Genomic DNA, 11,843 nt, shown 5'->3' with positions numbered 1-11,843 from the left:
AAATTTTTTGAGAGTGCGAGCGATTTATGGCTACCAGTACCAGTTCCACAGGCAGCATTTCGTCCCCCGGTATCGGTTCAGGGCTGGACGTCAACGCTCTGGTCACCAGTCTGATGCAGCCGGCCACGACCAAGCTTAATCTGCTCAAGTCGCAAGAATCCAGCTATCAAACCAAATTGTCGGCGATCGGCAATCTCAAGTCCGCGCTGAGCAGCTTCCAGTCGGCACTGACCGATTTATCGTCGGCGTCGTCTTATTTGCAGATGTCTGCCGCCGTCGTCGACCCCACGATCCTGTCGGCAAGTGCCGCGAGCGATGCCAGGGCCGGCAGCTATGCGATCAACGTTTCTCAACTGGCGCAGGCACAAAGCCTGACGACAGGGGGCGTTGCTGACCAAACAGCCGCGATCGGCAGCGGCGCGTCGACGCAGGTGACGTTCAGCTTCGGTACGGTCTCCGGCGGCACGCTGACAAGCGGAAAATATTCAGGCGCCAGCTTCGACCCCAACGCCGGCCAGTCGTCGTTCTCGATCACGATCGACAACAAGAACAACTCCCTGCAAGGGATTCGAGACGCCATCAACGCCGCCAACGGTGGGGTTAGCGCCTCGATCGTAAACGACGGCAGCAGTTCGCCAAACCGCCTCGTGCTGACTTCCAGCACAACAGGCCAGGCGATGAGCATGAAGATCGACGTCGCCGCCACCGGCGATGCTGCCGTGCAGAGCCTGCTGGCCAACGATCCCACCGGAACGCAGAATCTCACGCAGACGGTAGCGGCGCAGAATGCAAACCTGACCGTGAACGGTCTTGCCGTGACCAGCGCATCCAATAGTATTTCGAACGCGGTGCAAGGGCTCTCGTTCACACTGATGAAGACGGGCGCAACAAGCGTCTCGGCGAGCAACAACAGCTCTGCGGTGACTTCCGCTGTCACAAACTTCACCTCGGCCTATAACACCCTCCAAAGCACATTCACCCAGTTGACCGCCTTCGACAAAGCCGGGGGCGGCGCGAACAACGGGCCGCTGATCGGCGATTCGACGGTGCAGCTTGTACAAACGCGTATCCAGTCCATACTCAATGCCCGCTTGCCTGGCGTTTCGACCACCGCACTGTCGTCGCTGGCCGACATCGGCGTGTCATCCCAGATCGACGGCACGTTGGCCGTCGACTCTACCAAGCTCAACAAGGCGATAAGTTCGGGCGGCTTCGCCCAGTTGGCCTCGCTGCTCGCGACCAATGGCACGACGACAGACAGTCTCGTCAAGTACGTCAGTTCGACCTCAATCACCCAGCCGGGCCAGTACGATATCAACATTACTCGTGCCTCCACGCAAGGGAGCGCGGTAGGCAGCAGCACGATGGGCGCCAGCACCGTCATCGATGACACCAACAACTCCTTGACAATCCAGGTTGACGGCAAAAGCACCAGCATCACGATTCCGAAGGGGACGTATACCCCGGACAAGCTCGCCATCGCCGTACAGGCGGCGATCAATGGCAACGGCGTATTTGTGGCCAATGGTTCATCGGTTAGCGCATCGCAGAAAGGCGGTATCCTGACAATTACGTCGAACCGCTACGGTTCGGCCTCGAACGTCCTGGTAACTGGCGGCAGCGCGTTGTTCGCGCTCATGGGCACGGCAACCAGTGTGGATGGCGTGGATGTCGCTGGTACAATTGACGGCTACAGCGCTACTGGCAGTGGGCAAGCGTTGATCGGTGCCACCGGCACGCCTGTCGAAGGCCTGAAGATCCTGATCACCGGCACTAACCTCGGCGACCGCGGATCCATCAACTTTTCGCAGGGCTATGCCTCATTGCTGTCCAACCAGGTCACGGACTTCCTGAGTACGAAGGGCGCCATCAATTCCGCCACGGATAGTCTGAACGCAACGATCAAGCAGGTGCAGCAGCAGGAAAGCGACTGGCAGGACCAGATGACGCAGATGCAGAACCGCTACCTCGCCCAGTTCACGGCGCTGGACGCGACGATGGCCAAGTTGCAGAACACGAGCGACTACCTCAAGCAGGTGCTTGGCGGTTCGTCGTCTTCGTCGTCGTCCTCGAAGTAAGCCCGCGACGCACTCACGCCGCGCGCTTCGGAGAAAGTCATGTACGGTCAAAACGCCGCCAACGCTTATCGCAAAGTCGGACTCGAGACGGGCGTCATCGCCGCGAGTCCGCACCAGCTCATCATGATGCTGTTCGACGGTGCCAAGGCAGCCCTCATGAAGGCCCGCGTCCATTTCGAAGACGGCCGCATCGCCGATCGCGGACTCGCGCTCTCGAAAGCCATCGGCATCATTGGCGGTCTGCGCGACGGCCTGGACATGGACGCCGGCGGAGAACTGTCTCGCAACCTGCGCGATCTTTACGACTACATGGGCCAACGCCTGCTCGAAGCGAATCTCGAGAACGACGTGGTCAAGGTACAGGAAGTCGACACCCTGCTCGATACGATTGCATCGGCCTGGCGAGCCATCACGCCGGCGGCCGGCACGGGGGCCCCCGCCGCACAGGCGGGCACCGGAGTGCGCTATGAATGAAGCGAAGACGTTGCTGAACTGTTACGAGAGCATTGCCGGCCTCACGGAGCGCATGCTCGGCGTGGCGCGCGATGGCGATTGGGATGCCCTCATCGACCTCGAGATGCAGTATCGTGCACAGGTCGATTCGATCAAGCAGCTCGACGCGTCACTGCCGCTCAGCGAGGACGAGCGGGCGCGAAAACACGCCGTCATCCGTCGCATTCTGGCCGACGACGCTGCAATTCGCGATCTCGTGGTACCGCGTCTGGCGCATCTGGATGCCATGATCAACAGCACACGCCGTCAACGTGCCCTGCACGAAGTCTACGGCCTGAACCTGGGCGCCTGACGCGCCAGCGCGTCGCGTCGCCCATTCTTCGGAGTCAGTCAGGTATGGCCGGTCTCGATTCGGTGCTGGCCACAACGCTCGCACGACGGCTCGACACATTGCTCGGCGTCGGACAAGGAGCGGCCTCGACGACTGCACCAGGTGCCGTATCGGGCCTGCAGCCCACCGGCGACGCCACGTCCGCCCTCGGCGACCTCGCCACCCGCACGTCGACGACGGCCGTCGGACTCGGTAACGCGCCGCCGCAAACCGGTGCCCGGCCTCCCTCCCCGGTTCAACAGGCGACGCTTTCGGCCGCCGCGCGCACCATCGACACGATTCTGCGGCTGGCGCCCGACTCGCCCGGCCCCGTGCAAGCGAGCACGCCCGTGTGGCCTGCCGCCCCCGGCACCGGCGCGCCCGCGCTCGCGCCGCTGCTCGCGGCGGCGTTGAAGGAGGCGTTGTCCGCGAGCGGACTCTTTTACGAATCGCATCTGTCGCAGTGGGCGTCGGGCAGCCGCTCGTTCGAGCAGCTACAGGCCGAGCCGCAGTTGCGCTGGCCGGCGTCGGCGAATCTGGCCGCACAGTTGCGCGCGGCCGGTGCCGACGCCACGCTGCCCGGTCCCGGCCCCCTCACCCGGCTGCTCGGCCCGGCGGGCGCCGACGCCGCGCTGGCGACCGGTTGGCCGACGCTCAGTCCGTCGACCCTGCCCGTGGCGGCCGCGTACGGTGCCACGTCGCCCGGCGTCGTTGCGCCGCCGACAATGGGCGAGGCGGCCGATAGCGGTCTGCATGCGAGCGCCAACCTCCCCAACACGGCCAATGCGCTGGCGCATGCCGCAAGTGTGGCGCACACAACGAGCAGCGTATTGCCTGGCGCGCAGGGGGGCGACGCCACCCTCGCTGCGCTGGGCAACGGCTCACCGCCCAATGGCGCGCCGCACGGCCCGGCCGGGGCGATGGCCGCCGTGGCGAATGCGCCCGCGGAAAGTGTCACGCTGGTGCGTCAGCAGCTCGACATGCTGGTGAATCCGCAATTCCAGTGGAACGGCATGGCCTGGCCGGGAGCGCCGATGGCATGGCAGGTCGAAGAACGCGCCGGGCAACCGATGCCCGGCGACGCGGCCACGCCCTCGACATGGCATACCCATCTGCGTCTCACGCTGCCGTTGCTGGGCACGGTCGACGTCACGCTCGGGTTGTCCGGGCAGCAGTTACAGGCGCGCCTGCTGACCGATTCGTCCGTGTCGGCCGACGTGCTGTCTCAAGAGGGCGAGGCCTTGCGCCAGCGGCTCTCGGCCGTCGGACTCATCGCGAGCCAATTGTCGTTCGGCGCGCTGACGGACGCGGGGGCAAGCGTCGGCGGGTCATCGGCAGTTGCGAACCCGGCCAACCCCGCGCACCCAGTCCACGCTGCCGCGCCAACCAACGCCACGGGGCGGCCGGGGCCATCGGCGGGCGATGTGCCGCCAGACGCAGTGGCCGGGGGTGAGGCATGACGCTGCCACCGGAACGTCGCACGGCGATCGCGCTCGCCTACGGGGCGAACGACACGGCACCTCGCGTGGTGGCGAAGGGCTACGGCCTGCTCGCCGAAACGATCGTGCGCACCGCGCACGAGCATGGCCTGTATGTGCATGAGTCGCCTGAGCTGGTGAGCCTGCTCATGCAGGTCGACCTCGATCAGCGGATTCCGGCGCAGCTCTATCAGGCGGTCGCGGAGTTGCTGGCGTGGCTCTACAAGCTCGAAGCAGGACGCGGCGGCACCCCACCGCCGCTGCCGCCGGGCGTCGTTGCCCCCGAGTCCGCGGTCGACGTGCCGGCCGCCGCGCCCACGTCACCGTCCAACGCATTCGACAATCCGTCCGCCGACCACCGCACGCGCTAAGTCACGCCGTTCGCACATCGGGCGAGAATGCGATGAAGTGTCCGAATTCCTGCCCTGCCCCTCAACCGCTGACGAGCGGCACACCGCTGCCGGCCTCGATCGCCCCGGCGTTGCGTGTCGCGTTATTGCGCATGAGTCGAACACAGTCGGCGAAGGACACCGTCGTTCGAGGGTTGCGTGCGCTCGCCGACAATAAAAAAGCCTCGTCCATGGTCGACGAGGCCTTTTCGGTGCGGACGACGCGCCCCGGCGCGCCCTCCCATGCCCTACATCGGCATTACACCTGCATGTTCATCACGGTCGTATAGGCCGACACGAGTTTGTTGCGCACTTGCAGGCTCATCTGGAAGCCGATGTTGGCTTTCTGCAGATCGACCATGACGTCGTTGAGCGCCACCCCCGGTTCGCCCGTTTCGAAAGCGCGGGCCTGTGCCTCCGCGCCGTTCTGCGCGGACGAGACGCGCTTGAGCGAGTTTTCCAGCTCGGACGCGAAACCGCCCGTCGCCGAGGCCGCCCCGGTGCCAGCGGTCGACGTGCCCAGGATCGAGCCCGCCGCCTGCGACGCCACGCTGCCCAGCTTCTGCAATACCGACTCGATCCCCGGAATGGCCATGATGCTCGTCCTCGCTTGTCTTCGATGGGCACCGGCGCCGCCGCGTCACCGCGCCGCGCTCACCTGTCCGCCTTTTATCAGTTACGTCGGAGCTTACCACCGCCTGGCAAGCCCCCAAGACCCTAATTGGCGGCAAAACACCCGCCTAATCCTTCAAACGATTCCATATTCGGCAACGAATAATCAGGACCATCGGCATCGTGCGCACCGGGTAACGGATCTTTCCAATCCTTAACGCACGTCGCATATGAGCATGATGCCAAGCGTACCCCCGGAGAATTCTGTCGCATGTTAGTGAGTACTTCCACCGCGAAGAACGTCGTATTAACGCCACTGGCGTGGAGCCGCGCATGAACGCCGCCACCCAGCCGGCGGACGTCGCCGCCAAGCCGCCCCTGCTGGCGCAGTTGCGCTCGCGCGAGCGCCTGCCGCTGCTCATCGGTGGCGCGGCCCTCATCGCCTTGCTGATCGCCGTTTTCCTGTGGAGCCGTGCCCCCGACTACAAGGTGCTGTACAGCAACCTGGGCGATCGCGACGGCGGGGCCATCATCACCTCGCTGCAGCAGATGAACGTGCCGTACAAGTTTGCCGAAGGCGGCGGTGCCATTCTGGTGCCGTCCGAACAGGTGCACGAGGTGCGACTGCGTCTGGCGTCGCAAGGTCTGCCCAAGGGCGGACTGGTCGGCTTCGAATTGATGGATAACCAGAAGTTCGGTATCAGCCAGTTTGCCGAACAGGTCAATTACCAGCGCGCCCTCGAAGGCGAACTCGCTCGCTCGATCGAATCGCTGTCGGCCGTGCAGGCGGCGCGCGTGCATCTCGCGATCCCCAAACCGTCGGTCTTCGTGCGTGAGCAGCAAAAGCCCAGCGCGTCGGTGCTCGTCACGCTGTATCCGGGCCGCGTGCTCGACGACGGCCAGGTCAGCGCCATCGTGCACATGATCGCGTCGGGTGTGCCGGAGCTGCCGGTCAAGAACGTGACGGTACTCGATCAGAACGGCAATCTGCTCTCCGCGCAGAGCGCCAATGCGCTGGGTCTGGACGCCAGCCAGCTCAAGTACGTGCGCGAACTCGAACAATCGTATGCGCGTCGCATCGAAGCCATCCTGAACCCGATCGTCGGGCCGGGCAACGTGCACGCTCAGGTGACGGCGGACGTCGACTTCAACCAGGTCGAGCAGACGTCCGAGAACTACAAGCCGAATTCGGGCGAGCAGGCGGTGCGCAGTCAGCAGAACAGCGAAGCCTCGCAAATCGGTAACACGCCCGCGGGCGGGGTGCCCGGCGCGTTGTCGAACCAGCCGCCGGGTCAAGCCACTGCCCCGATCACGCAAACGCAGCAGCAGTTCGCCCAGCAAAACGCCGCAAACGCGGCGAGCGCCGCCAGCGCGCCGCAGGGCCCGCGCAGCGACCGCAAGGACGCCACGGTCAATTACGAAGTCGACCGTACGATTCGCCATGTTCAGCAAGCGACGGGCGGCTTGAAACGTCTGTCGGCCGCCGTGGTGGTGAACTATCACCCGGGCACCGACGCGAAGGGCAAGACCGCGATGGTGGCGCTCACGCAAGCGCAGCTCGACCAGATACAAAACCTGGCGAAGGAAGCCATCGGCTACTCGACGCAGCGCGGCGACACGCTCAACATCGTCAACAGCCCGTTCACGGTCGAGACCGATCCGGAAGCCAACCTGCCGTGGTGGCGTCAGCGCCAGAACATCGAACTGGCCAAGCAGGTCGGCAAGTGGGTGTTGATCGGACTGGTCGGCCTCTATCTGTGGTTCGGCGTCATTCGCCCGGCCATTCGCAAGCATCTGACCCCGCCGCCGCCGGCCGAGCCCACGCTGGCCGGTGCGACCGGCGCCGCGGGGGGAGACGGCGCCGAGGGCGAGAATGCCGACGGCGACGCCGGCAAGCGGGCCGAAGTCAGCGCCTACGAGCGCAATTTGCAGTACGCGCGCCAAGTCGCGCGACAGGATCCGAAGATCGTGGCAACGGTAGTCAAATCATGGGTGGGTGGTGGCGATGAGCGCGGCTGAGGGACTCGAACGCAGCGCCATCCTCCTGATGTCGCTGGGTGAAGACGAAGCGGCGGAGGTCTTCAAGTACCTCGCGCCGCGCGAAGTGCAAAAGCTCGGTGCGGCCATGGCCTCGCTGCGGCAGGTCACGCGCGACCAGATCGCCGACGTGTTGCAGGACTTCGTGCTCGAAGCCGAACAGCACTCGGCGCTCTCGCTCGATTCGTCCGAATACATCCGCTCGGTGCTCAACAAGGCGCTGGGCAACGACAAGGCCGCGGGCCTGATCGAGCGCATTCTGCAAGGCGGCGACACCAGCGGCATCGAAGGCCTGAAGTGGATGGACTCCACGGCGGTCGCCGAGCTGATTCGCCACGAGCATCCGCAGATCATCGCCACGATCCTCGTACACCTCGACCGCGATCAAGCCTCGGAAGTGCTCGCGCTGTTCACGGAGCGTCTGCGCAACGACGTCGTTCTGCGCATTGCCACGCTCGACGGCATTCAGCCTGCCGCGCTACGCGAGCTTAACGACGTGCTGACGAAGCTGCTTTCGGGCAGCGAGAACATCAAGCGCAGCCCGATGGGCGGTGTGCGCACCGCAGCGGAAATTCTCAACTACCTGGGCGGCGTGCACGAAGAGTCGGTCATCGAAGCCGTGCGCAACTACGACTCGGACCTCGCGGCGAAGATCGTCGAAGAGATGTTCGTGTTCGAGAACCTGCTCGACGTGGAAGACCGCAGCATCCAGGTGCTGCTCAAGGAGATCGAGTCGGAGTCGCTCATCATCGCGCTCAAGGGCGCGCCGGTCGAGCTGCGCGAGAAGTTCTTCAAGAACATGTCGGCGCGCGCGGCCGAGCTGCTGCGCGAAGATCTCGAATCTCGCGGTCCGGTGCGCGTCTCGGAAGTCGAAGCCGAACAGAAGAAGGTGCTGCAAGTGGTGCGGCGCCTCGCCGATCAGGGCGCCATCATGGTGGGCGGCCGCGGCGAAGACGCTTACGTGTAACCGACCAGGGACCGCGCGCGCATGTCGACCATCATTCCGAAAGAACGCCTCTCCGCCTGGCAGCGCTGGGAGATGGCGTCGTTCGACCCGCCGCCGCCCCCGTCCCCGCCGCAACCGTTGCCGCCCAACCCGCTCGACGATCCCGCGCTCGCGGAACAGATCGCCGCGTGGCGTGAGGCCGCGCGCGCCGAAGGCCATGCGCAAGGCTACGCCACCGGTCACGCCGAGGGTTACGCCGCCGGGCAGGCCGCTGGACAACAGGAAGTCGACACGCGCGCCGCACAACTCGCGGATATCGCGCACGGGTTCGGCAACGCCGTGAACGCCATCGATCGCGAAGTGGCCGAGCCGCTGCTCGGACTCGCGCTCGACATCGCACGCCAGGCACTGGGCCAGACCCTCGCGATTCATCCGGAAACGCTGCTGCCGCTGGTGCGTGACCTGCTCTCCAACGATCCGCTGACCGGCTCGCCGCGTCTGCGTCTGCATCCGGAAGACGTCGCGCTCGTCGACGCGCATGTGGGCGCGGAACTGCGCGCGGCGGGCTGGACCGTGCGCGCCGATCCCACCGTCGAACGCGGCGGCTGCAAGGCCGAAGCCGCGAGCGGCGAAGTCGATGCCACCGTCGCCACGCGCTGGCAGCGCGTGATGGCCGCACTGGGCAAGGATCTGCCGTGGTGAACGCCGACCTCACCCCACTTACCGCGCATGCGCCGGTGCTGCCCAGCACCGAGAACACGCACGATGCCGCCACGCCCTCCACGCCCGCCCCGGCGAATGACGGCACGAAGCCCTCGGTGCGCCTGTGGGATGAAATCGATACTGGCGTCGGCACGGGCTTCGATACGGCCACACCGACCGCGCAGACCGACGCGCTGCAACCCGACGACCCAAACGATCACGCCGACCACGTCGATCACAGCGACCGTCCGGCTCAATGGCCCAACGCGGACACCGAACCGGGCAGTCCCGCGCCGACCGTTGCCACCGAATCCGCCGCGCCGAAAGCCGCCACGCACGTCCTGGACGCCCGCGAGATCGCCCGCGACTCGCATCTTCGCCGCTGGCAGAACACGTTGCGCGAGCGCATCGCGCACGTTCACGCCGTCGAACCGACGCGCCGCTGCGGCCGCCTCACCCGCGCCGCCGGTCTCGTGCTCGAAGCCGTCGGTCTGCGCCTGCCGGTCGGCGCGGGCTGCCTGATCGAGTTGCCGGTGCACGACGCCTCGCGCGAACCGGCCACGGCCGAGGCGGAAGTCGTCGGCTTCGGTGGCGACCGTCTGTTCCTCATGCCGCAGACGGAGGTCGCCGGCCTGCTGCCGGGTGCTCGCGTGTACCCGATGGAGCCCGCCGCCGACGGTCCGCTGCCGAATCAACGTCACAACGGCAAGCGTCTGCCCGTGGGCGAAGCGCTGCTCGGCCGGGTGGTCGACGCCGCCGGCCGTCCGCTCGACGATTTCGGCCCGCTGGGCATGACCGACAGCGCCTCGCTGGCGTCGGTGCCGGTCAATCCGCTGGGTCGCGCGCCCATCGAGTCGGTGCTCGACGTGGGGGTGCGCGCCATCAATGCGTTGCTCACCGTCGGGCGCGGCCAACGCATGGGCCTGTTCGCCGGCTCGGGCGTCGGCAAGAGCGTGCTGCTGGGGATGATGGCCCGCTTCACGCAGGCCGAAGTCATCGTCGTGGGCCTGATCGGCGAGCGCGGCCGCGAAGTGAAGGACTTCATCGAAAACATTCTCGGGCCGGACGGCCTGGCGCGCTCCGTCGTCGTGGCGGCGCCCGCCGACGTCTCGCCGTTGCTGCGCCTGCAAGGTGCGGCGTACGCCACCACGCTGGCCGAGTACTTCCGCGACCAGGGCAAGGACGTGTTGCTGATCATGGACTCGCTCACCCGTTACGCCATGGCCCAGCGCGAAATCGCACTGGCGATCGGCGAGCCGCCGGCCACGAAGGGCTATCCGCCTTCCGTGTTCGCCAAGCTCCCGGCGCTGGTCGAGCGTGCCGGCAACGGTCCGGACGGTGGCGGCTCGATCACTGCGTTCTACACCGTGCTCACCGAGGGCGACGATCAGCAGGATCCGATCGCCGATTCGGCCCGCGCCATTCTCGACGGCCACATCGTGCTCTCGCGTCAATTGGCGGAGTCGGGGCACTACCCGGCGATCGACATCGAACAGTCGATCAGCCGTGCCATGGCTTCGCTCATCGACGATGGGCAGTTCGACAAGGTCCGGCGCTTCAAGCAGATGCTCTCGCGCTATCAGCGCAACCGCGACCTCATCAATGTGGGCGCGTACGCGCCGGGCAGCGACCCGATGCTCGATCAGGCGATCGAGCTGTATCCCCGACTCGAAAACTTCCTGCAACAGGGAATGCGCGAGCGGGCCAGTTATCCGGACGCCGTGCACCAGATGCACGGTCTGTTCCACTAACCGGCGGCGGCCATGAACTCCACCCTGCCCCTCAAGCTGCTCATCGAACTCGCCCAGAAGGACGTGGACGAAGCCGCGCGCCTGCTTGGCGAACGCCAGACGCAGCGCGCCGAGGTCGAGCGCCAGCTCGAAGCGCTGCGCCAGTATCGTCACGAATACCGCACGCGCATGCAGACGGCGACGATCCAGGGCATGGCCGGATGCGACTGGCGCAACTTCCAGCAATTCATCGATACGCTCGACACGGCCATCGGACAGCAAGCCATGCTGCTCGAGCAAGCCGACGAGCGCCTCGCGGCCGCGCGCCGCGAATGGCAAGCGCAGCAGCGCCGCCTGAACTCCTTCGGCACGCTCGCCTCGCGTGAGCAAACCCGCACAGCGCTGCGTGTCGCGCGGCGCGAGCAGAAGGAAAACGACGAGTACGCCGCGCGCAGCCTGCGCCGTCGTGCCGACTCCCCGATTTGAAGGACCCAAGGCGCCCACTATGTCGATTCTTAGCTTCCTGACCGATTCCGCAGGCGCCGCCCTGCAAGCCGTGACGGGCCACCGCGCCGGGTCGTCGAACACCGACGACAGCAACGCGCTGCCCTTCTCCGCCGTGCTCTCGCAGCAGACCCGCCAGACGGTTCAGCCCGCCGCGAGCAGCGCGAACAATACGGCCGCGCAAGCGAGTCAGACGAATGCGTCGTCCGGGAACGCCTCGGGCGGCAGCGCAACGCCGACGCAGAACACCGCCGACAACGGCTCGCGAGCCGATCAGGCGAACCAGACCGGGCAGGCGGGCCAAACGGGTCAAACGAACGCTTCGACAAATTCCTCGAAATCGACGACGGCCGACAGCGACAAGCACGACACTACCGCCGACGAAGCGGCGGCCACGGCGGCGCCCGGCGATCCGGCGGCCGCCCTTGCCGTCGCCCTTGCCGCCATGAACAACGCGCCGCTGCCGCCCCAAACCCCTGCCCCGGCCACCCCGGCCGACGCCAAGTCCGGCACCGGCGCGGCCATCGCCGCCGCGGTGAGCGGC

12 protein-coding genes and 1 pseudogene are annotated in these 11,843 nt (G+C 66.2%); 11 read left to right on the top strand and 2 right to left on the bottom strand.

Features of this window, described 5'->3' with window-relative positions; genetic code table 11:
• The first annotated feature begins 26 nt into the window (after positions 1-26).
• Genes fliD through PSO31014_RS18135 form a run of 5 tightly spaced genes read left to right on the top strand, consistent with a single transcriptional unit; the run spans position 27 to position 4,750 of the window.
• Positions 27-2,078, top strand: a complete 2,052-nt coding sequence (gene fliD / locus PSO31014_RS18155; RefSeq protein ID WP_150552895.1) for a flagellar filament capping protein FliD — start codon at positions 27-29, stop codon at positions 2,076-2,078.
• A gap of 39 nt (positions 2,079-2,117) precedes the next feature.
• Positions 2,118-2,552 carry a flagellar export chaperone FliS gene (gene fliS / locus PSO31014_RS18150; protein ID WP_150552894.1) on the top strand — a complete coding sequence of 145 codons (435 nt, stop codon included), beginning with the start codon at positions 2,118-2,120 and terminating at the stop codon, positions 2,550-2,552.
• Positions 2,545-2,883: a flagellar protein FliT gene (locus tag PSO31014_RS18145; RefSeq protein ID WP_150552893.1), complete on the top strand. Its 339-nt coding sequence runs from the start codon at positions 2,545-2,547 to the stop codon at positions 2,881-2,883. The genes fliS and PSO31014_RS18145 overlap by 8 nt, the downstream gene beginning before the upstream one ends.
• Positions 2,884-2,927: 44 nt before the next feature.
• Complete coding sequence (gene fliK / locus PSO31014_RS18140; protein WP_150552892.1) at positions 2,928-4,361, top strand: flagellar hook-length control protein FliK; 1,434 nt, start codon at positions 2,928-2,930, stop codon at positions 4,359-4,361.
• Positions 4,358-4,750: an EscU/YscU/HrcU family type III secretion system export apparatus switch protein gene (locus PSO31014_RS18135; RefSeq protein WP_150552891.1), complete on the top strand. Its 393-nt coding sequence runs from the start codon at positions 4,358-4,360 to the stop codon at positions 4,748-4,750. Before fliK ends, PSO31014_RS18135 begins: the two co-directional genes overlap by 4 nt.
• 61 nt (positions 4,751-4,811) lie before the next feature.
• Here PSO31014_RS18135 and PSO31014_RS22455 read toward each other — a convergent pair whose 3' ends face one another.
• Both PSO31014_RS22455 and fliE read right to left on the bottom strand, forming a co-directional pair.
• Positions 4,812-4,961 (bottom strand): hypothetical protein, encoded by a 150-nt coding sequence (locus PSO31014_RS22455; protein ID WP_174976574.1) that lies wholly within the window; start codon positions 4,959-4,961, stop codon positions 4,812-4,814.
• Positions 4,962-5,027: 66 nt separating this feature from the next.
• A complete protein-coding gene (fliE, locus tag PSO31014_RS18125; RefSeq protein WP_150552889.1) occupies positions 5,028-5,363 on the bottom strand; it encodes a flagellar hook-basal body complex protein FliE in 336 nt (111 codons plus the stop codon).
• A 350-nt stretch (positions 5,364-5,713) separates the two neighbouring features.
• Between fliE and fliF the strand changes: the two genes are divergently transcribed.
• The 6 genes and pseudogenes from fliF to PSO31014_RS18095 all read left to right on the top strand — a co-directional run.
• Positions 5,714-7,399: a flagellar basal-body MS-ring/collar protein FliF gene (gene fliF / locus PSO31014_RS18120; RefSeq protein ID WP_150552888.1), complete on the top strand. Its 1,686-nt coding sequence runs from the start codon at positions 5,714-5,716 to the stop codon at positions 7,397-7,399.
• Positions 7,386-8,384, top strand: coding sequence for a flagellar motor switch protein FliG (fliG, locus tag PSO31014_RS18115; RefSeq protein ID WP_130027558.1), 999 nt, complete (start codon positions 7,386-7,388; stop codon positions 8,382-8,384). Before fliF ends, fliG begins: the two co-directional genes overlap by 14 nt.
• A gap of 21 nt (positions 8,385-8,405) precedes the next feature.
• On the top strand, positions 8,406-9,065 hold the full coding sequence (gene fliH, locus PSO31014_RS18110; protein WP_150552887.1) for a flagellar assembly protein FliH: 660 nt from the start codon (positions 8,406-8,408) through the stop codon (positions 9,063-9,065).
• 341 nt (positions 9,066-9,406) lie between these two features.
• Positions 9,407-10,816, top strand: a complete 1,410-nt coding sequence (gene fliI, locus PSO31014_RS18105; protein ID WP_150552982.1) for a flagellar protein export ATPase FliI — start codon at positions 9,407-9,409, stop codon at positions 10,814-10,816.
• Between the two features lie 12 nt (positions 10,817-10,828).
• Positions 10,829-11,281 (top strand): flagellar export protein FliJ, encoded by a 453-nt coding sequence (fliJ, locus tag PSO31014_RS18100; protein WP_150552886.1) that lies wholly within the window; start codon positions 10,829-10,831, stop codon positions 11,279-11,281.
• A gap of 19 nt (positions 11,282-11,300) precedes the next feature.
• Positions 11,301-11,843: pseudogene (locus tag PSO31014_RS18095) on the top strand (hypothetical protein); the annotation flags it as partial.

It is taken from the genome of Pandoraea soli (assembly GCF_902459595.1).
Taxonomy (GTDB): domain Bacteria; phylum Pseudomonadota; class Gammaproteobacteria; order Burkholderiales; family Burkholderiaceae; genus Pandoraea; species Pandoraea cepalis.
This window is presented reverse-complemented; position numbering and strand designations above follow the sequence as displayed.

Coding starts and splice junctions, on each gene's coding strand:
- fliD (WP_150552895.1), top strand. CDS start 27: ATGGCTACCAGTACCAGTTCCACAGGCAGCATTTCGTCCCCCGGTATC.
- fliS (WP_150552894.1), top strand. CDS start 2,118: ATGTACGGTCAAAACGCCGCCAACGCTTATCGCAAAGTCGGACTCGAG.
- PSO31014_RS18145 (WP_150552893.1), top strand. CDS start 2,545: ATGAATGAAGCGAAGACGTTGCTGAACTGTTACGAGAGCATTGCCGGC.
- fliK (WP_150552892.1), top strand. CDS start 2,928: ATGGCCGGTCTCGATTCGGTGCTGGCCACAACGCTCGCACGACGGCTC.
- PSO31014_RS18135 (WP_150552891.1), top strand. CDS start 4,358: ATGACGCTGCCACCGGAACGTCGCACGGCGATCGCGCTCGCCTACGGG.
- PSO31014_RS22455 (WP_174976574.1), bottom strand. CDS start 4,961: ATGGACGAGGCTTTTTTATTGTCGGCGAGCGCACGCAACCCTCGAACG.
- fliE (WP_150552889.1), bottom strand. CDS start 5,363: ATGGCCATTCCGGGGATCGAGTCGGTATTGCAGAAGCTGGGCAGCGTG.
- fliF (WP_150552888.1), top strand. CDS start 5,714: ATGAACGCCGCCACCCAGCCGGCGGACGTCGCCGCCAAGCCGCCCCTG.
- fliG (WP_130027558.1), top strand. CDS start 7,386: ATGAGCGCGGCTGAGGGACTCGAACGCAGCGCCATCCTCCTGATGTCG.
- fliH (WP_150552887.1), top strand. CDS start 8,406: ATGTCGACCATCATTCCGAAAGAACGCCTCTCCGCCTGGCAGCGCTGG.
- fliJ (WP_150552886.1), top strand. CDS start 10,829: ATGAACTCCACCCTGCCCCTCAAGCTGCTCATCGAACTCGCCCAGAAG.